The organism is Alloyangia mangrovi (genome assembly GCF_002300555.2).
In the GTDB taxonomy this organism is placed as follows: domain Bacteria; phylum Pseudomonadota; class Alphaproteobacteria; order Rhodobacterales; family Rhodobacteraceae; genus Salipiger; species Salipiger mangrovi.
Map to the genome: position 1 here is coordinate 1 of NZ_NTHN02000075.1, position 19,122 is coordinate 19,122.

The window sequence follows — 19,122 nt, forward strand, 5'->3', positions numbered from 1 at the left end:
CGCTGCCCGAGGCGCTGCAGCTTCCCGCGCTGGCCGGGCTGCCCGGCCCGGTCGCGGGCTTCGTGCTCTTCATCTGCGGCGTGGCGCTGCTGCTGGGGGTGGTCTGGCTGGCGGTTCTCGCAATGGCGCTGCGGCGAGGCCGGGTCGGGGCCTAACACACACTGCCGGTCCCGCCGCGGCTTCATGCCTTTGGCGGTCAGCCGCAGCCCTGGATATCGACCGCTTGGCTCTCTCCGAGCACGGTGAAGCGCAGCTTCGAGCGGTCGAGGGCGAAGGGCTTGCCTTCCATGTGCATCAGCCGGGTCTCGCTGATCAGCGTGTTGCCCTTGCGGCGGGTCTTCGGCTCGGAGGCCCAGAGCTCGGGCTGGCCGGCCTCGACCACGGTCTCTTCCGGCCCGGGGATGGCGGGCATGTCGATCTCGGCACGCAGCTTGACGCCGCCCTTTGCCGGGCTGACGGTGCAGCGCACGGCGCTCACCCGCGCCTCGCGGGCGGTGAAGGGGGCCTCGGCCAGCGCTGCGGCGATCATCGGATCGACGCTGGTGCTGTCGGGAAGCACTGCCGTCACGTGCAGCGTCTGCGGCACGCAGATGTCGCTGCACACGCCGATCATCATATTCGCCTCGAGCGTCACCGGCCCGCCGGTGCTGGCGATCCGCAGTGGCAGGACGAGCTCGCCCTTGTAACCCACCGAGCGCGCGCCGGACTGGCGGAAGACATGCGGCGTCGGCCAGAGTGCGGTGACCCGCGCGACGTTCGACGAGTTGCTCCAGTCGAAGACCGGCGGGATGCCGGCCTCGCCGGGGGCGCGCCAGTAGGTCTTCCAGCCGGGGGCCAGTTGCAGGTGCAGCGCCGCCATGTGATCGCCGTCCGGCAGGCGCCAGCCGGGGCGCAGCTCGGCGGTGACCGGGTCTTCGGCATGGGCCGGCCCGGAGACCAGCGGAGTCATGCCGAAGGCGCAAAGGCAGGTCAGGGCTCTGAAGATGTTGCGGATCATGGATTTCAAATGGCGCCTCCCCGCGCTCCTGCCAAGTCACATTGCAGCGAGAGCGCGGTGTTGCAAGCCGGATGTGTGCTTGCACCCTCAGTGCCGGAAGGTCACACTCGGCAGGCAGATTGCAGAAAGGTCCTCATGACGCACGCCCAGATCGCCTCCGGCGCCACCGACCTCACCGGCTCCGTGCTGATCGCCATGCCCGGCATGGGCGATGAACGTTTCGAACATGCGGTCATCTACCTCTGTGCCCATTCCGACGAAGGGGCGATGGGGCTCATCCTCAACAAGCCCTCGTCCGACGTGACACTGGAGGGCCTGTTCGAGCAGCTGGGAATCGACGCCGAGCCTGGGTCGGGGCAGGTGCCGGTGCATTTCGGCGGCCCGGTCGAGATGGGCCGGGGATTCGTGCTGCACAGCGCGGATTACCGCTCGGAGCTGACCACGTTGCAGGTCGATGACGGGTTTTCCATGACCGGCACGCTCGACGTGCTCGAACATATCGCGCGCGGCGACGGGCCGGACGACTGGATCGCCATGCTCGGCTATGCCGGCTGGGGGCCAGGGCAGCTCGAGGGCGAGCTGGCCGAGAACGCCTGGCTGGTCTGTCCCGCGAGCCGCGAACTGGTCTTCGGCACGCCGGACGACTCTAAGTGGGGGGGCCGCGCTCGACAGCCTCGGCATCGCGGCGCTGGCGCTCTCGGGCGAGGGCGGACGGGCCTGAACGGCGCGCACGCCGCCACAACTCCAACCTGAAATGCCGCTCCTCAGCGCGGCGCGGCGGCGCGGCTGAGCCGATCGTTGATCGCCACGCCCGCGCCGACATGCGGGATCGGCGCCACGGCGATCACCTCGGCGCCCTGCGCATCGAGCTGGTGCAGATGGGCAAAGAGGTTGGAGGCCGCCTCGTCGAGATCGCCCTCGGGCGAGAGGTTCAGGTCGCACTCGATATCCCCGAAGCCGAGACGCGCCTCGCCCTCGCGCCATTCGGCGGCGTTGAGGCGCATCCGCGCCCGCGGCGCGTAATGCGAAGCGGTCTGGCCGGGCGCGGAGATTGCCTCGCGCTCCTGACGGCGCATCACCGGGTGGCCAAGCGCTTCCGAGAGCTGCTCGGCGCTGATCCCGCCGGGGCGCAGCAGGGTGGGGCGACCGGCAAGGCCGAGGATGGTGCTCTCGAGCCCGACCGGGCAGTGGCCGCCATCAAGCACCGCGGCGATGCGCCCGTCGAGGCTGCTCAGCACGTGATCGGCGGTGGTCGGGCTGATCCGTCCCGAGCGGTTGGCCGAGGGGCCTGCGAGCGGTCCGCCGAACTGGGTCAGCAGCTCGCGCGCCAGCGGCGCGGCAGGCATGCGCACGGCCAGCGTGCTGAGACCGGCGGTGACGCGGTCGGCAATACCTGCATCCTCGCGGATCGGCAGCACCAGCGTCAGCGGGCCGGGCCAGAAGGCCTGGGCGATGTTCTCGGCGGTGCCGGACCACTGCACCAGTTCCTTGGCGTGCTCGATGCTGGGCACATGCACGATCAGCGGGTTGTAGCTGGGGCGCCCCTTGGCCTCGTAGATCGCCGCCACTGCGGCATCGTCGCGGGCATCGGCGCCAAGCCCGTAGACCGTCTCGGTCGGGAAGGCGACGAGCTTGCCCGCGCGCAGAAGCTCTGCGGCACGGGCGATCCCCGCCGCATTGGCGGTCAGGCGCTGGGTCGAGGTGTCGGGCATCGAGGTATCCGTGACGCTGCGTTCCGTTTGGTCCGGGGCGAGCCATGGTCTTAGGGTCGCACACAAATCGTGGGATCCTCCCTAACCGAGGGGACCCGCCTTGCCAACCAGGATCGGAGGACCTGCCATGCCCTATCGCGCGCCCGTCGCTGAAATGACCTTTCTGCTCAAGGAGGTGGTCGGCTTCGATGCGGTCAGCGCGACGGAGCGGTTCGCCGAGGCAAGCCCCGACATGGTGCAGGCGGTGCTCGGCGAAGCCGGGCGCATCTGCGACGAGGTGATGGCGCCGCTCAACCGTGCGGGCGACCTGCAGGGGGCCAAGCTGGAGAACGGCGTGCTGCGGAGCTCGCCGGGCTTTGCCGAGGGCTATGCGGCGCTGGCCGAGGGCGGCTGGGTCTCGGTCTCGGCGCCCCCCGAGTTCGGCGGCATGGGGCTGCCGGTGGCGGTGGGCACCGCGGTCAACGAGATGATGTCCGGCGCATGCCTCGCGTTGCAATTGAACCCGCTGCTGACGCAGGGCCAGATCGAGGCGTTGGAGCATCACGCCAGCGAGGAGATCAAGGCGCTCTACCTGCCCAAGCTCATTTCCGGCGAATGGTCGGGAACGATGAACCTGACCGAGCCGCAGGCAGGCTCGGACGTTGGCGCGCTGACCAGCAAGGCGGCTCCGAACGGCGATGGCACCTACGCGGTGACCGGGCAGAAGATCTTCATCTCCTGGGGCGATTGCGACTTCACTCGCAATGTCTGCCATCTCGTGTTGGCGCGGCTGCCCGATGCGCCGGCGGGGACCAAGGGGATCAGCCTCTTCCTCGTGCCCAAGTACATCCCCGACGCGGAGGGCGCGCCGGGGGTGGCGAATGATCTCAAGGTGGTCAGCCTCGAGCACAAGATGGGCCTGCACGGCTCGCCGACCTGCGTGATGAGCTTCGAAGGGGCCACGGGATGGCTGATCGGCGAGGAAGGCGACGGCATGCGCGCCATGTTCACCATGATGAACAACGCCAGGCTCGGCGTCGGCGGGCAGGGCATCGGCGCGGCCGAGGGCGCCTATCAGCACGCGCTGGCCTATGCGATGGAGCGCAAGCAGGGGCGTTCGCCCGATGGCACCATCGTCGGTCACGCCGACGTGCGGCGGATGTTGGCGGGAATGAAGGCGGACATCCTCGCGGCCCGCTCGATCGCGCTGAGCTGCGCCGTCGCCATCGACATGGGCCGCGCCACCGGCGAGGCCGACTGGATTGCCCGCGCCGCCTTCCTGACTCCGATCGCCAAGGCCTTCGGCACCGATGTCGGCTGCGAGGCGGCCGAGGCGGGCGTGCAGGTCTACGGTGGCATGGGCTACATCGAGGAGAGCGGCGCGGCGCAATACTACCGCGACGTGCGGGTGACGGCGATTTACGAGGGCACCAACGGCATTCAGGCCATGGATCTCGTCGGACGCAAGCTGCTGGACGGTGGCGAGGCCGCGGCGCGTCTGCTCGACGAGATCGAGGCGCAGGCCGAGGCCGCGAAGGCCAACCTTCCCGATCTCGCCGGCGCGGTCTGGGAGGCCGCCGAGAGCCTGCGCGAGGCCACCGAGGCGCTCGTGGCGACGGCGATGCAGGAGCGCTTCGGCGTGGCGGTGCCCTATTTGCGCGCCTTCGCCCGGGTGCTCGGGGGGCATTTCCATCTGCGCGCCGCCATGGCAGACCCCTCGGGAGCCCACGCGCGTCTCGCGCGTTTCTACATCACGCGGCTCCTGCCCGAATACGCCGGCCTGCTGGCTCATGTCTCGCGGGGGGGATGCCGAGCTGATGGCCATCACTGCCGAGGACCTCGCCGCCTGATGAAGCCTGCCCTGCACTATCCGTTCGATGCCCCTCCCGCTTGGGGCGAGGCCCTCGAAGTCGCCGAGGGGGTGCTCTGGATGCGCCTGCCGCTTCCGATGAAGCTCGACCACGTCAACGTCTATGCGCTGGACGATGGCGACGGCTGGACGCTGATCGACACCGGCATGCACACGCCGCGGGCACTGCGGGTCTGGGAGCAGCTTCTGCAAGGACCGCTCAAGGGCAAGCCGGTGCGTCGGGTTGTGGTGACCCATCACCACCCCGATCACGTCGGCCTTGCCGGCTGGTTCCAGCAGCGGGGGGCAGAGCTGCTGACCACGCGCACCGCCTGGCTGTTCTCGCGCATGCTGCAGCTCGACGCGCAGGAGGCCCCGCCGCCCGAGCAGGTGACCTATTGGCAGCGCTGCGGCATGGCGCCGCGGGTGCTGGAGCGGCGGCGCACGGAACGCCCCTTCAACTTCGCCGATTGCGTCTGGCCGATGCCGCTCGGCTTCACCCGGCTGCAGCAGGGCGACGTGCTGCGAATGGGCGGGCGCGACTGGGAAGTGCATATCGGCAACGGCCATGCGCCCGAGCATGCGACCTTCTGGTCGCGCGATGACGACCTGGTTCTGGCAGGGGACCAGATCCTTTCGACCATCAGCTCCAACCTCGGCGTCTATGCCACCGAGCCCGAAGCCGATCCGGTGGGCGACTGGCTCGAGGCCTGCGAACGCCTTGCCACGCTGGCCCGCGAGGCGCATTTCGTGCTTGGAGGGCACAAGCTGCCCTTTACCGGGCTGCCGTTCCGCATGCGCCAGCTTATCGACAATCACCACGGCGCGCTGGAGCGGCTGGAGGCCTATCTCGACACGCCCAAGAGCGCCGGAGACTGCTTCGCGCCGCTGTTCAAGCGCACGATCGGCGACGCGGAATACGGGCTCGCACTGGTCGAGGCCATGGCCCATTGCCAGCATCTCTACGTCGGAGGGCGCGCCACGCGGACGCTCGGCGAAGATGGTGCGTGGCTCTGGCAGGCGGCGCGCGCCTGAGCCCTCCGAGCGGCGCTCGCGCGCTCTCAAGACAGGTGACAGCTCGGCCAGAATCCGCTAAGCCTCTGAGCGGAGAAGAAACGCCCGAGGAATGGACGGACACATGGCAGACTACAAGCCTGGCAGCATGGACATCACCACGCAGGAAGAGACCTTTCACGGCTTCATCAAGTTCGTGATCCGTACGGTCTACGTGATCATCGCGATCCTGCTCTTCCTGGCGGTCTTCAACTCCTGATCCCGCGGGATCGTGGGAGGAGGATTTCTGCCAAGGCCGGGCGGCGGAGGAGCCGCCCGCTGACCAATAGAGGGTCGGCTTTCATGCTGTATCGCGCCACCGGTCTGGCCGCTCTCGCCGCGCTTGCGCTGGCGGGGTGCACGACGCCGTCCAACCAGTACCCCAATGCCACACCCGAGGAAGTTGCCGCCGCGCGCTATGTCGCGGGCGGGCCAGCGACACTTACGCTCTACACGATGATCAACAACACCTCGAACGCCGGTGCGCATTCGAGCCTGATGATCAGCGCGCCGTCGCAGCGGGTGGTCTTCGACCCGGCGGGCTCGGTGCGGGCGCGCAACGTGCCCGAGGTGGACGACGTGCTCTACGGGGTCACCCCCGAGGTCGCGGATTTCTACGCCCGTGCCCACGCGCGCGAATCCTTCCGAGTGCGCATCCAAAGCGTCGAGGTCTCGCCCCAGGTCGCCGAACAGGCGCTGCGCGCGGTCGAGGCCTACGGCCCGGTCAGCCAGTCGCATTGCACCCAGGCGACCTCTTCGGTGCTGAGCCAGTTGCCGGGCTTCGAGGGCATCAGCCGGAGCTGGTTCCCCAATAGCCTCGCCAAGGACTTCTCACAGCTGCCCGGTGTCACCGAGCAGGTGCTGCGCGAAGAGGATTCCGACGACAAGACGCTGGCCGTCGCCGCCTTCGAGGAAAGTGCCGGGGGCTGAGAGGGCTGAGCCGTCTCAGCCCATCAGGTAGCCGCCCGCCAGAAGTGCCACCGCGCCGCTGAGGATCGCCAGGATCACGTTCTTGGTCAGCATGCCGATGCCAAGTGTCGCCGCCGCGGCGAGAAGCCGCGCCGGGTCGGTTTGACCGCCGGTTGCGGCGGGCCAGGCCACCAGCGGCGCGACCAGCGCGGGCATCATCGCCACGGCGGTGTAGCGCAAGTGCCGCGTCAGCCAGGCGGGCAGCGGGCGGTCGCCGACCAGCCCGAGGAAGAGAAAGCGCAGGCAGTAGCTGCCGAGCCCGAGGCCGATGATCACCAGCCAGAGATCGCCGCGGTCGATCATCGTGCCATCCTCCGTTCGATCTCGGCTCCGGCCACCATGCCGAGCGCAGCGGCGCAGAGCACGCCGAGGTTGTAGGGCATCCAGGCCAGCAGAAGCGCGCAGACCGTCGCAACCAATGCGGCCACCACATGCGCGCCCGAGCGCAGCGCCGGGGCGATCATCGCGAGGAATGCGATGGGCAGGGCGAAATCGAGGCCGAAATCTGCGGGCACCGCCTCGCCCAGCCAGGCGCCGAGCAGGGTGAAGGCATACCAGGGCGGACAGGTCGGGGTCATCGTCCCCATGAAAAAGGCGAATTTCTGCGCGAGCGTCTTCTCGGGGTGCCGCTCGAATTCCAGCGCCGAGGCGGCATAGGTCTGATCGATCAGGAAATAAGCGCTCAGCGCCCGCTTCCAGAGCGGCATCCCGCCGAGGTGCGGGGTGATGGCGGCGGAATACATCGCCATGCGCAGGTTCACCGCCAGCGCCGAGGCCAGCACGATCAACGCCGGCACATGCTCCTGCAGGAGCTGCAGCGACACGAATTGCGCCGCGCCGGCGATCACCACGACCGAGAAGGTGAGCGTCTCGAAGAGGTTCAGCCCCGCCTCGGTGGCGAGCACCCCGAAGAGCGTGCCGAAGGGCGCGATCACCAGAAGGAAGGGCGACCCGGCGCGAACACCTTGCCAATAGTCGGAATTTCGGGATGGCAGGGGCATGCGGGACTCCGGTCGTTCAGCCGGGTCAGGCCTAGCCAAGGCACGGGGGAGATGCAATCGGGGGCGTGACGGATTTGGCGCACTGTGAATGGCGAGGGATGGAGGGGGCGCTGCCCCCGTCCGCCTGCGGCGGACTCCCCCGGGATATTTGGACCTAGAAGAAAGGCTGGCGGGGTGGGGGCGCCGGGATCAGTCGAAGGCGCCGGCGACGCGGCCCAGCAGCATGAAGGCGCGGGCGGTGCGGGTGTTCGACCAGCTCGGCGATCTCGGCATCCGTCGCGGTCTCGGCGAAGCGCACGAAGGCGCGGTCATAGAGGCGCAGGAAATGGTGGGCCGCGTCGCGGAAGATCGCGTCCTGCTTCATCCGGCCCGAGCTCAGCGCCAGCGAGGCGCGGTCGCGTACGCCGCCGAGCGCCGCCACGGCGCGGCCGCGGGTGCCCTTGGCGAAGTCGCGCCAGACCTCGGGGCGGGCGAGGTCGGGGCGCAGGTCGTCCATGTAGATGCCGTCCTGCGACAGCAACGTCAGAACGTCCTGCGAGGCCTGGATCAGCTGCGCGGCGGGCCTGTCCTTGAGCGCCCGGCGCAGGGCGGCGAAGCCCTCGAGATCCTCGGCGGTATCGGGGAAGTTCAGCGCGCGGATGAAATCGGCATGGGCGAGCGGCGGCTCCAGCGCCTCGGCCGGGGTGCCGAGCGAGAGCGCGGGCTGGTCGTCGGAGGCATCGGGCTCGGCGGCGGCTACCGGGCACTGGACCTGCTGCAAGGCCGCCTGCGCGGCGCGGGTCGAGCCGAGCATCGCCAGCGTCGTCTCGATCTTGCGCTGCGCCGCGGCGATTTCGTCGAGCTTGCGGGCAAGGGTGCTGGCCGAGGGATCGTTGCGGCCGGTTTGCGCCTGGGTCAGGTAGGACTTGCGGATCGCTTCGATCGCGGTCTGCAGCCGGGTGCTTTCCTCGCGCATGACGCGCGAGGCACGGGCGGTCATCGCCGCTACCCAGATCATCGCCACCGGCAGGAAGACCACCATCACAGCAAGCACAAATCCGAGCCCGCCCGCGATCGCCGGACCGAGGGCGAAGACGTAGCCGCCCGAAAGGATCAGCCAGAGCAGGCTGGCCACCAGCGCGGCGATCTCGATCCCGCTCATCCGGCGCTTGCCGCCCTGGTCATACATGCCGAGCGGCGCTGAGCGGCTGTCGTTGCTGTCTGCCATGATGCGGCGCGACCCTTACCTGTGGAGGTTACTTGTAGGCGATCGTGAGAATCTCGTAGCTCTTCTCGCCGCCCGGCGTGCGCACCTCGACGCTGTCGCCCTCTTCTTTGCCGATCAGGGCGCGGGCGATGGGCGACTTGATGTTGAGCAGGCCCTTCTCGATGTTGGCCTCATGCTCGCCGACGATCTGCCAAGTCTTCTCCTCGTCGGTGTCCTCGTCGACGACGGTGACCGTCGCGCCGAATTTCACCGAGCCCGAGAGCTTGGTCGGATCGATCACCTCGGCCAGCGAGATGACGCCCTCGATCTCCTTGATCCGGCCCTCGATGAAGCTCTGCTTCTCGCGCGCGGAATGGTACTCGGCGTTCTCCGACAGGTCGCCGTGCTCGCGCGCTTCGGCGATGGCCTTGATGATGGCCGGACGCTCCACGGACTTGAGCGTTTTCAATTCGGTCTCGAGCGCGGTGAAGCCCGCGCGGGTCATCAGTATCTTTTCCATTGAGTCTTTCCGCAACTGTCCCGGGGCCTGTCCCCGGCCCCTTTGTGTTTGCCGTCTAAAACCATGTGTGGTCGTTTCTGGCAAGAGTGGGGATTGAACCCGGCTTTGGCAAGGGCGCGCGTGGCTTGCGGGGCAGGGCGGCGGCTGCGCGGAGTTCTGCCGGGCCGAATTCCCGCGCTGTGTCCCGCGATGTCAACTATTCTTTTCCGAAGGTCGCGAGAGGCTTCTTTTATGCCGTGTTTCGATTGACCTGTGCTGCGGTGCCGCGCTACGCCAATGCGCAAGATAATTACAGCAAACAGCCAGCGGAGGACCGGCATGGCCGAGATCGAGCGCGAGTCGATGGAATACGATGTGGTGATCGTTGGGGCGGGGCCTGCCGGGCTCTCGGCCGCGATCCGGCTGAAGCAGCTCGACGCGGATCTGAACGTGGTGGTGCTCGAGAAGGGCTCCGAGGTGGGCGCGCATATCCTGTCGGGCGCGGTGCTCGACCCCTGCGGGCTCGACGCACTGATCCCCGACTGGAAGGCGAAGGGCGCGCCGATCACCGTGCCCGTCAAGGAAGACAAGTTCTACCTGCTCGGCGAGGCCGGCAAGGTGTCGATCCCGCATTGGCCGATGCCGAAGTTCATGTCGAACCATGGCAATTACATCGTCTCCATGGGCAATGTCTGTCGCTGGATGGCCGAGCAGGCCGAGGCGCTCGGCGTCGAGATTTTCCCCGGCATGGCCTGCTCGGAGCTGGTCTACGGCGACAAGGGCGAGATCCGCGGCGTCGTGGCGGGCGAGTTCGGTAAGGAGGCCGACGGCACCCCTGGCCCGGGCTACGAGCCGGGCATGGAACTGCTTGGCAAATACGTGTTCCTGTCGGAAGGGGTGCGCGGCTCGCTGGCGAAGGAGGTGATCGAGAAGTACAACCTCTCGGACGGCCATTGCCCTCAGAAGTTCGGCCTCGGCATGAAGGAAATCTGGGAGATCGATCCCGCCAAGCACAGCGCGGGGCGGGTCGAGCACACCATGGGCTGGCCGCTCGGCGGCAATGCCGGGGGCGGGGCCTTCATCTACCACCTCGACAGCAACCAGGTCTACGTCGGCTTCGTGGTGCACCTGAACTACCGCAACCCGCACCTCTATCCCTACATGGAGTTCCAGCGCTTCAAGCATCACCCGCATGTGGCCGAGCTGCTCGAGGGCGGCAAGCGCGTCGCCTACGGCGCACGGGCGATCTCCGAGGGCGGCTACCAGTCGATGCCGAAGATGGTGGCGCCGGGCGTGGCGTTGCTGGGCTGTTCGGTCGGCCTCGTCAACGTGCCGCGGATCAAGGGCAACCACAACGCCATGCTCTCGGGCAAGGCGGCGGCCGAGGCGGCCTATGAGGCGATCCAGGCCGGGCGCGCATCTGACGAGCTCTCGGCCTATGAGACCGAGGTGCGCGAAGGCGCGATCGGCAAGGACCTGTGGAACGTGCGCAACGTCAAGCCGCTCTGGTCGAAGACCGGGCTCTTCGGCTCGCTGGCGCTTGGCGGGCTCGACATGTGGACCAACAGCTTCGGCTTCTCGCTCTTCGGCACGGTCAAGCACGGCAAGAGCGACGCGGCCTCGACCGAGCTCGCGGCGCAGCACCAGCCGATCGACTACCCGAAGCCCGACGGCAAGCTCAGCTTCGACCGGCTGACCAACGTCGCCTTCTCCTTCACCAACCACGAGGAGAGCCAGCCGGCGCATCTGAAGCTCAAGGACAAGCGGGTTCCAGTGCTGGACAACCTGCCGAAATACGCAGGGCCCTCGCAGCGCTACTGCCCGGCCGGGGTCTACGAGTTCGTGGAGAAAGAGGGCAAGACGGAGTTCGTCATCAACTTCCAGAACTGCGTCCACTGCAAGACCTGTGACATCAAGGACCCGTCGCAGAACATCACCTGGACGGTACCGCAGGGCGGGGACGGGCCGAACTACCCGAACATGTGAGCCCTCGCGCCGCAGGTTGACCCAACGAAATGCCCCGGCCAAGCGCCGGGGCAAATTTTTTGGGATTCCGGCTCTTGCACCCGGTCGCGACTTTCCGGTAAAGCGGTCGGCGGAGAGGTGGCCGAGTGGTCGAAGGCGCACGCCTGGAAAGTGTGTAGGCGGGGAACCGTCTCGAGGGTTCGAATCCCTTCCTCTCCGCCATTTTTCGCTGGATAGCAGTGGAAAATATCAAGCTATAGCAACATCCTAGAAATTATCCCGGACATATGCATCAAGCGTATTGCGGCACGGTCCGACCGTTCTCGGCAAGGAGACAGTCTGCCGGTCCCGTGAGAGGCGTTGTAGGTGCTACGGAAATAGCCTGCCTCGGTGGCAGAGCCAGCGCGGCCGGTCCCTTCGCCTTCTCGGCCACGGCCTTGAGCGGCGCGTCCCAACTCCAGGCGTCGGTGCCGCAGATCTTCATGCCGCGCTCGGCCAGCCAGAGCGTCGCCTCGCGGCCGATGCCGCAGCCCGCGGCGACATAGCCCGGCTGGCCGTAGAGCGCACCGGCGCGGGTGTTGACCAGAACGATGTCGCCGGGCTGCAGAGCGTGGCCGATGCGGGCGAACTCGGCCTCCATCTCGGCGGCGCTGACCACGTGGCCATCGGGCAGGTGGCGGAAGTCGAGTTTCACGCCCGGGCCCATGCACCACTCGAGCGGGACCTCGTCGATGGTGATGGCGCGCTCGCCCTTGTTCATCGTCGGATGCTAGTGCCAGGGCGCGTCGAGATGGGTGCCGTTGTGGGTGGCCAGCGTCAGCCGCTCCACCGCCGCGCCGGCGCCATCCAGCTGGTGCGCCAAGGGCACGCCGAACATCCGCTCGTACTCGCGCGCGCCGCCCGAGTGCTCCATGTACTCGATGCTGGGGCCCATGCCCCGAGGGTGGGCGGGCACCTGATCCGTGAGCGTGACCGAAAGGTCGATGATCCTGCGGCTCATGTGCGGCCTCCGTAGATGACCTGCTGGTTGATGGCCCCGAAGAGCGGCGCATGATCGCGGCCGCGGCATTCCATGAAGACACGGTCGCCGAAACCCATGTAGGCGTTGCGCGAGTGCCACGAGAGGCGCGCGCGCCCCTTGGCTGCGGCGGGTAGCGGCACCGGCCGATCTCTCCGCGGCGCGGCCTTCTTGCCACGGCGCTCGGGGGCGCCGCGCAAGTTCCCCGGAGGGTGATCGGCGGAATTGAACCGTTCCGCGTCTGTGGTAGCTTCCTAGCCGGGGAGGAGATCGCAGTTGCTGGAATTCAGTCACAGTCCTTGGATGGTGGCGGCCTCGTTTGCCGTTGCCCTCTTCGCCGGGTTCAGCGGCTTTTCGTTGCTGCGTGGTGCATCGCGTCTTGGCGCGGGGCAACGAAAGCTCTTGGTCGTCGTGGCGGCCATCGTGCTCGGGGGCGGCATCTGGTCGATGCATTTTGTCGCCATGCTCGGCCTGCAGCTTCCGCTCGTGTTCTATTACGACGGGCTCAACACGCTCCTGTCGGCGCTGGTCGCGATCCTGATGGTCGGGCTGGCGCTGCTGCTTCTGCATTTCGGCCGACGCACGCGCGCGCGGCTGGCGCTTGCGGGGGCGGTGCTCGGCGGGGGCATCGCGGCGATGCATTACATCGGGATGCTGGGCATGGAGCTCTGCGGGCCGGTCTTCGGCGTCACGGGCATGGCGATCTCGCTGGTGACGGCGCTGGGGTTGTCGAACCTGGCGATCTGGGCGGCCTATGGCGCGCGCAGCAAGCGGCACATCCTGCTCGGTACGCTGTGTTTCGCCATCGCGGTGGTGACCATGCATTTCGTCGCCATGGCGGGCACTGCCTTCTACCCCGAGGAGGCCGCGAGCACCGCTGGGCCCGAGCTGAGCAATGCCATCCTCGCGATGCTGGTGACCCTCTCGTCCTTCGTGATCAGCGGCGTCGCGCTGCTGAGCGGGGTGTCTTTCTTCACGCCGCCCGAGACTGTCGTGCCCTTCACCGCGCCCTTTGCCGCCCCGGAGTCGCCTGCGGCCGAGCCGCCTCGCCCCGAGGTGGTCGCTCCTTTCCCGAGGGCCGAGCCCAAGGGGACCTCGCTGCCCGTGCCCTATGAGCGCGACGGGGCCATCCATTTCGCCGAGTCCTCCTCGATCGCGGCGATCCGGGCCGAGGGGCATTATACGGTGATCTACACCGGCACGCACAAGCACCTCTGCCCCTGGTCGATCTCCGAGGCCTGTTCCCGGCTTGGGCCCTATCATTTCCTTAGGGTGCATCGCTCGTATCTGATCAACCCCTCCCATGTCAGCCATTTCCAGCGCACCAAGGACACGGGGGTCTGCTTCTTCAAGGAGGTGGACACGCTTGCCAAGGCGCCGGTCAGCCGCTCGCGGCTGGCCGAGGTGAAGTCCGTTCTGGGCGTCTGAATTCGCATGTCGTGCAGGTATTTCGCATTTCGTGCACGAAGCACCGGCATTCGCGACATGGCATTAGGAGGCCCGCGCGACTTGTCTGAAGCTCCCGCTTAAGGGCGCCGCCACGTGCGCCGAAGGGAGGAGACATCATGATACCAGCCGGGTTCGAATACCACCGACCCGCCGATCTTGCGTCGGCGGTCGGCATCCTGCGCGCGCATGGGGACGAGGCGCGGGTCGTCGCGGGTGGACACAGCCTGATCCCGATGATGAAGCTGCGTATGGCCGAGCTTGGCCATCTCATCGACCTACAGGCCATCGGCGAGCTGAAGGGCATCGAGATCGACGAGGGCAGGGTGACCCTCGGCGCGATGACCACCCAGCACGAGCTGATCGCGCATGAGGGGCTGGCGCGGGCCATCCCGCTGCTGCGCGAGGCGGCGCTGCAGATCGCCGATCCGCAGGTGCGCTACATGGGCACGGTGGGCGGCAATGTGGCCAATGGCGATCCCGGCAACGACATGCCCGGGCTGATGCAATGCCTGGATGCCCGCTTCGAGCTTTACGGAGCCGAGGGCACACGGCAGGTCGCGGCGCGGGAGTTCTACGAGGCGGCCTATTTCACGGCCCGCGCGGACGACGAGATCCTGACGCGGATCCTCCTTCCCATCCCTCCGGCGGGGACCGGCTACGCCTATGCCAAGCAAAAGCGCAAGATCGGGGACTACGCCACCGCAGCGGCGGCGGTTCTCATCGGCGAGGGATTGTCCTCGGTCGCGATGACCAACCTGTCGGACACGCCGGTCTGGTCGGAGGAGGCCGGCACCGCGCTGGCCGGCGGCGACATCGAGGGTTGCGTTGAGGCCATGCTGGCGGCGATCGACCCGCAGGAGGACATGCGCGGGCCCATCGCTTTCAAGAGACACGTGGCGGCGGTGATCCTGCGCCGCGCCATCGACAGCGCGCTGTCGCGCCGGGCGTAAGGGGGGGATATTTATGAGCAAGATGCACATCAAGTTCACGCTGAACGGACAGGAGGTCGAAGGCCTCGCCGAACCGCGGATGTTGCTGATCCACTTCCTGCGGGAAACCCTCAAGGTCACCGGACCGCACATCGGCTGCGAGACCAGTCATTGCGGCGCCTGCACCGTCGACGTGGACGGCAAGTCGGTCAAATCCTGCACCCTCTTCGCCTGCCAGGCGGACGGGGCCGAGATCACCACGGTCGAGGGGCTGGTCAATTCCGACGGCACGCTCGGCGTGCTGCAGGAGATGTTCCGCGAGCACCACGGGCTGCAATGCGGCTTCTGCACGCCGGGGATGATCACCCGCGCGCACCGGCTGCTGCAGGAGAACCCGACCCCGACCGAAGAGGAGGTGCGCTTCGGCATTTCGGGCAACCTCTGCCGCTGCACCGGCTACCAGAACATCGTCAAGGCGATCCTCGCCGCGGCGGGGCAGCTCAACTCCCACAAGGAGGCAGCGGAATGAAGGACGAGGTTCAATCCCCCGAAGAGCGCAGCGCCGGCCTGAAGGGCATGGGCTGCTCGCGCAAGCGGGTCGAGGACGTGCGATTCACCCAGGGCAAGGGCAACTACGTCGATGACATCAAGCTCGACGGCATGCTGACGGGGGACTTCGTCCGCTCGCCCTATGCCCATGCCCGGATCAAGTCGATCGACACAGAGGCGGCGCTGGCGGTGCCCGGCGTTCTGGCGGTGCTGACCGCCAAGGATCTGGAACCGCTCGGCCTGCACTGGATGCCGACGCTGGCGGGCGACAAGCAGATGGTGCTCGCCGACGGCAAGGTGCTGTTCCAGGGCCAGGAGGTCGCCTACGTCGTCGCCACCGACCGCTACGCCGCCGCCGATGGCGTCGCGGCGGTCGAGGTCGATTACGAGGATCTGCCCGTCGTCACCGACCCGTTCAAGGCGATGGACCCTGATGCCCCGGTGCTGCGCGAGGATCTCGCTGGCCAGACCGAGGGCGCGCATGGGCCCCGCCGCCATCACAACCACATCTTCACCTGGGAGCAGGGCGACAGGGCAGCCACCGAGGCGGTGCTGGCAGAGGCCGACGTGGTGGCCGAGGAGATGGTCTACTACCACCGCACCCACCCGATGCCGCTGGAGACCTGCGGCTGCGTGGCCTCGATGGACAAGGTCACCGGCAAGCTGACGCTCTGGGGAACCTTCCAGGCGCCGCACGCGGTGCGCACCGTCGCCTCGCTGATCTCGGGCATCGCCGAGCACAACATCCGCGTCATCAGCCCCGACATCGGCGGTGGCTTTGGCAACAAGGTCGGGGTCTACCCGGGCTATGTCTGCTCCATCGTGGCCTCGATCGTCACCGGCAAGCCGGTGAAATGGGTGGAAAGCCGGATGGACAACCTGATGTCCACCGCCTTTGCCCGCGATTACTGGATGCAGGGCAAGATCGCCGCCACGAAAGAGGGCAAGATCACCGGCCTCTGGTGCCACACCACCGCCGATCACGGCGGCTTCGACGCCTGCGCCGATCCCACCAAGTTCCCCGCCGGGTTCATGAACATCTGCACCGGGTCGTATGACATCCCGGTGGCCTATCTCGCGGTGGATGGCGTCTACACCAACAAGGCACCGGGCGGGGTGGCCTATCGCTGCTCGTTCCGTGTGACCGAGGCGGCCTATTTCATCGAGCGGATGATCGAGGTGCTGGCCATTAAGCTGAACATGGACGCGGCCGAGCTGCGGCGGATCAACTTCATCCGCAAGGACCAGTTCCCCTACCAGTCGGCGCTCGGCTGGGAATACGACAGCGGCGACTATCACACGGCGTGGGAGAAGGCCCTGAACGCGGTCGGCTACGATGCGCTGCGCCGCGAGCAGGCCGCGCGGCTGGAGGCGTTCAAGCGCGGCGAGACCCGCAAGCTGATCGGCATCGGGCTCACCCATTTCACCGAGATCGTCGGCGCGGGCCCGGTGAAGAACTGCGACATCCTCGGGCTCGGCATGTTCGACAGCTGCGAGATCCGCATCCATCCCACCGGCTCGGCCATCGCCCGGCTCGGCACGATCAGCCAGGGGCAGGGCCACGCCACCACCTTCGCGCAGATCATCGCCTCGGAGATCGGCATTCCCGCCGATGACATCACACTCGAGGAGGGCGACACCGACACCGCGCCCTACGGGCTTGGCACCTACGGCTCGCGTTCGACCCCGGTGGCGGGGGCGGCCACCGCCATGGCGGCGCGCAAGATCCGCGCCAAGGCGCAGATGATCGCCGCCTACCTGCTGGAGGTGCATGACGACGACGTCGAGTTCGACGTCGACCGCTTCGTGGTCAAGGGCGCGCCCGAGCGCTTCAAGACCATGAAGGAGATCGCCTTTGCCTCCTACAACCAGGCCATTCCGGGGGTGGAGCCGGGGCTCGAGGCGGTCAGCTACTACGATCCGCCCAATATGACCTACCCCTTCGGCGCCTATATCTGCGTCATGGAGATCGACGTCGACACCGGCGAGCACGAGGTGCGCAGCTTCTACGCGCTCGACGATTGCGGCACCCGGATCAACCCGATGATCATCGAAGGACAGGTGCATGGCGGCGCGACCGAGGGCTATGCCATCGCGATGGGCCAGGAGATCGCCTATGATGACATGGGCAACCACAAGACGGCGACGCTGATGGACTTCTTCGTGCCGACCGCATGGGAGACGCCGCATTACACCACCGATTTCACCGTCACCCCCAGCCCGCATCATCCGATCGGCGCGAAGGGCGTGGGCGAGAGCCCGAACGTGGGATCGGTGCCCTGTTTCTCCAACGCCGTGCACGATGCCTTCCGGCCCTTCGGGCTGGTGCAGAGCCACATGCCGCATGACCACTGGCGGATCTGGAAGATCGCCGAGGATCTGGGGCTGCACGGCTGACAGGTATGCCGCGGCGCCGGCCTGACCGGTGCCGCGGTCTGAAAAATCGAGACGCGTCAGAGGGTCCGGTGGGGGGCCGGGCGTGATCTCGTCCATGCCGGGGCACAAATGGGTTGTGGGGACGACCCGAGCCTCGGTGTGGCCGGCCCGGGGCGTGCGGTGTGACGGGGACATCACGCAGCGCGCTCCGGGTCCCTGAACAAGGATTGGCAATGAGCAGCACGTCACCGCAAGACCAGCTGAAAGACGCCCTCGCCGCCACCGGCTACGTCGCCGACGACACGCTGGCCATGGCGTTGCATCTTGCCGTCACGCTGGGCCGCCCGCTGCTGCTCGAGGGGCCGGCCGGGGTCGGCAAGACCGAGATCGCGCGGGCGCTGGCGGAGGTGCGGCAGGCCCGGCTCATCCGCCTGCAGTGCTACGAGGGGCTGGATGCCTCCCACGCGATCTACGAGTGGAACTACCAGCGCCAGCTGCTCGCAATCCGCGCCGAGGGTGCGCGCGAGGAGAGCCTCTTCGGTGACCGCTTCCTGCTGAAACGCCCGCTGCTCGAGGCGATCTCGCAGGACACGCCGCCGGTGCTGCTGATCGACGAGATTGATCGCGCCGACGAGGAGTTCGAGGCCTACCTGCTGGAAGTGCTCTCGGAGTTCCAGATCACCATTCCCGAGATCGGCACCGTCACTGCCAAGGCGCGGCCGCTGGTGATCCTCACCGCCAACGGCACTCGGGATCTGTCGGACGCACTGCGGCGGCGCTGCCTCTACACCTATGTTGACTACCCCGACCGGGACACGGAACTGGCGATCCTCGCTCGGCGCGGCCCGCAGATCGAGGCACGGCTGGCGCGGCAGATCGTCGGGGTGGTGCAGGCGCTGCGCTGCGAGGATCTCGAGAAGAAGCCCGGCATCGCCGAGATGCTCGATTGGGCGGCGGCACTGGCGGGGCTCGGTATCAACGATCTGACCGAGGACCGCGCCGCGCTGCAGGCGACGCTGGTGTGCCTGCTGAAGACCGCCGCCGACCGCGATGCCGCACCGCCCGAAGTGCTCGACCGCATCATCGGCAAGGTGGCGTGATGCAGGTGACGCGCTTTCCCTCGCGGGCCGAAGGGCTGGCCGACCGGATGACCGGTTTCATTGCGCACCTGCGGATGAACGGGCTGCAGCTCGGCCCGCAGGAAACCCGCGATGCGCTGGCCGTGCTGGCGGAGGTGGAGGCGACCGACGCCCATCAGGTCCGGCGGGCGCTGAAGGTGCTGCTGGTGCCCGACGCCGAGGGCTGGCGGACGTTCGACGGGCTCTTTGACGCCTATTGGTTCAATGCGGGCCGCACCCGTCAGCGCGCCACCAGCGCCCATGTGCGTACCCAGGCCGCGCGCCCGACCCTCTGGCAGGCGCATCTGGACGCCGGGACCGATGGCGCCGAGGGGCAGGGGGAGAGCGCCCCCGACGGCGGCGATGGCGAGGCCGAGGGGACTGACGGCCGGCTCATCGCCACCCGCAGCGAAACCCTGCGCAAGCGCGACCTGCGCGAGCTGATGGACGAGGAGAGCCTGCGCGCCGCCGAG

At 67.7% G+C, this 19,122-nt stretch carries 15 protein-coding genes, 1 tRNA gene and 5 pseudogenes; 13 read left to right on the forward strand and 8 right to left on the reverse strand.

Annotated elements, in window-relative coordinates; genetic code table 11:
- Positions 1-196 precede the first annotated feature (196 nt).
- A complete protein-coding gene (locus CLG85_RS24505) occupies positions 197-997 on the reverse strand; it encodes a protein-disulfide reductase DsbD domain-containing protein (protein WP_260350197.1) in 801 nt (266 codons plus the stop codon).
- 135 nt (positions 998-1,132) lie between these two features.
- Between CLG85_RS24505 and CLG85_RS24510 the strand changes: the two are divergent.
- Positions 1,133-1,718 (forward strand): annotated as a pseudogene (locus CLG85_RS24510) (YqgE/AlgH family protein).
- 43 nt (positions 1,719-1,761) lie between these two features.
- Here the strand turns inward: CLG85_RS24510 and CLG85_RS24515 are convergent.
- Positions 1,762-2,709 carry an L-threonylcarbamoyladenylate synthase gene (locus CLG85_RS24515; protein ID WP_095883390.1) on the reverse strand — a complete coding sequence of 316 codons (948 nt, stop codon included), beginning with the start codon at positions 2,707-2,709 and terminating at the stop codon, positions 1,762-1,764.
- Positions 2,710-2,836: 127 nt separating this feature from the next.
- On the opposite strand from CLG85_RS24515, the pseudogene CLG85_RS24520 reads away from it, so the two are divergent.
- The 4 genes and pseudogenes from CLG85_RS24520 (at position 2,837) to CLG85_RS24535 (ending at position 6,520) form a co-directional block, all read left to right on the forward strand.
- A pseudogene (locus CLG85_RS24520) lies at positions 2,837-4,538 on the forward strand (acyl-CoA dehydrogenase).
- Entirely contained in the window at positions 4,538-5,572 is a 1,035-nt protein-coding gene (locus CLG85_RS24525; protein WP_095883388.1) for an MBL fold metallo-hydrolase, read from the forward strand. The pseudogene CLG85_RS24520 and the gene CLG85_RS24525 overlap by 1 nt, the downstream one beginning before the upstream one ends.
- Positions 5,573-5,675: 103 nt before the next feature.
- A complete protein-coding gene (locus CLG85_RS24530) occupies positions 5,676-5,810 on the forward strand; it encodes an aa3-type cytochrome c oxidase subunit IV (RefSeq protein ID WP_095883387.1) in 135 nt (44 codons plus the stop codon).
- An 83-nt stretch (positions 5,811-5,893) separates the two neighbouring features.
- The gene (locus CLG85_RS24535; RefSeq protein WP_095883386.1) at positions 5,894-6,520 is read left to right on the forward strand and encodes a hypothetical protein; all 627 of its coding nucleotides are present in this window, start codon (positions 5,894-5,896) and stop codon (positions 6,518-6,520) included.
- A 15-nt stretch (positions 6,521-6,535) separates the two neighbouring features.
- On the opposite strand, the gene CLG85_RS24540 is transcribed toward CLG85_RS24535, so the two are convergent.
- The 4 genes and pseudogenes from CLG85_RS24540 to greA all read right to left on the reverse strand — a co-directional run bounded on the left by CLG85_RS24540 (position 6,536) and on the right by greA (position 9,266).
- Positions 6,536-6,862, reverse strand: coding sequence for a branched-chain amino acid transport AzlD family protein (locus CLG85_RS24540; protein ID WP_095883385.1), 327 nt, complete (start codon positions 6,860-6,862; stop codon positions 6,536-6,538).
- The gene (locus CLG85_RS24545; protein ID WP_095883384.1) at positions 6,859-7,560 is read right to left on the reverse strand and encodes an AzlC family ABC transporter permease; all 702 of its coding nucleotides are present in this window, start codon (positions 7,558-7,560) and stop codon (positions 6,859-6,861) included. The genes CLG85_RS24540 and CLG85_RS24545 overlap by 4 nt, the downstream gene beginning before the upstream one ends.
- Positions 7,561-7,749: 189 nt before the next feature.
- Positions 7,750-8,767, reverse strand: a pseudogene (locus CLG85_RS24550) (hypothetical protein).
- Between the two features lie 28 nt (positions 8,768-8,795).
- Positions 8,796-9,266, reverse strand: a complete 471-nt coding sequence (gene greA / locus CLG85_RS24555; RefSeq protein ID WP_095882974.1) for a transcription elongation factor GreA — start codon at positions 9,264-9,266, stop codon at positions 8,796-8,798.
- Between the two features lie 318 nt (positions 9,267-9,584).
- On the opposite strand from greA, the gene CLG85_RS24560 reads away from it, so the two are divergent.
- Together CLG85_RS24560 and CLG85_RS24565 are read left to right on the forward strand one after the other, a co-directional pair.
- The gene (locus CLG85_RS24560; protein ID WP_095882973.1) at positions 9,585-11,231 is read left to right on the forward strand and encodes an electron transfer flavoprotein-ubiquinone oxidoreductase; all 1,647 of its coding nucleotides are present in this window, start codon (positions 9,585-9,587) and stop codon (positions 11,229-11,231) included.
- A 111-nt stretch (positions 11,232-11,342) separates the two neighbouring features.
- A tRNA-Ser gene (locus CLG85_RS24565) sits at positions 11,343-11,432 on the forward strand.
- A 70-nt stretch (positions 11,433-11,502) separates the two neighbouring features.
- Here CLG85_RS24565 and CLG85_RS24570 read toward each other — a convergent pair.
- A pseudogene (locus CLG85_RS24570) lies at positions 11,503-12,279 on the reverse strand (cyclase family protein).
- The gene (locus tag CLG85_RS24575; protein ID WP_176476673.1) at positions 12,207-12,371 is read right to left on the reverse strand and encodes a hypothetical protein; all 165 of its coding nucleotides are present in this window, start codon (positions 12,369-12,371) and stop codon (positions 12,207-12,209) included. Before CLG85_RS24575 ends, CLG85_RS24570 begins: the two are co-directional and overlap by 73 nt.
- Before the next feature lie 133 nt (positions 12,372-12,504).
- On the opposite strand from CLG85_RS24575, the gene CLG85_RS24580 reads away from it, so the two are divergent.
- The 6 genes and pseudogenes from CLG85_RS24580 to CLG85_RS24605 form a co-directional block, all read left to right on the forward strand.
- Entirely contained in the window at positions 12,505-13,656 is a 1,152-nt protein-coding gene (locus CLG85_RS24580; RefSeq protein WP_095883519.1) for an MHYT domain-containing protein, read from the forward strand.
- 137 nt (positions 13,657-13,793) lie between these two features.
- Positions 13,794-14,627, forward strand: coding sequence for an FAD binding domain-containing protein (locus tag CLG85_RS24585; protein WP_095883518.1), 834 nt, complete (start codon positions 13,794-13,796; stop codon positions 14,625-14,627).
- A gap of 13 nt (positions 14,628-14,640) precedes the next feature.
- Positions 14,641-15,135: a (2Fe-2S)-binding protein gene (locus CLG85_RS24590; RefSeq protein ID WP_095883517.1), complete on the forward strand. Its 495-nt coding sequence runs from the start codon at positions 14,641-14,643 to the stop codon at positions 15,133-15,135.
- Complete coding sequence (locus tag CLG85_RS24595; RefSeq protein WP_095883516.1) at positions 15,132-17,552, forward strand: aerobic carbon-monoxide dehydrogenase large subunit; 2,421 nt, start codon at positions 15,132-15,134, stop codon at positions 17,550-17,552. Before CLG85_RS24590 ends, CLG85_RS24595 begins: the two co-directional genes overlap by 4 nt.
- Positions 17,553-17,764: 212 nt before the next feature.
- Positions 17,765-18,631 (forward strand): AAA family ATPase, encoded by an 867-nt coding sequence (locus CLG85_RS24600; RefSeq protein ID WP_260350196.1) that lies wholly within the window; start codon positions 17,765-17,767, stop codon positions 18,629-18,631.
- Positions 18,631-19,122, forward strand: a pseudogene (locus tag CLG85_RS24605) (vWA domain-containing protein); the annotation flags it as partial. The gene CLG85_RS24600 and the pseudogene CLG85_RS24605, both read left to right, overlap by 1 nt.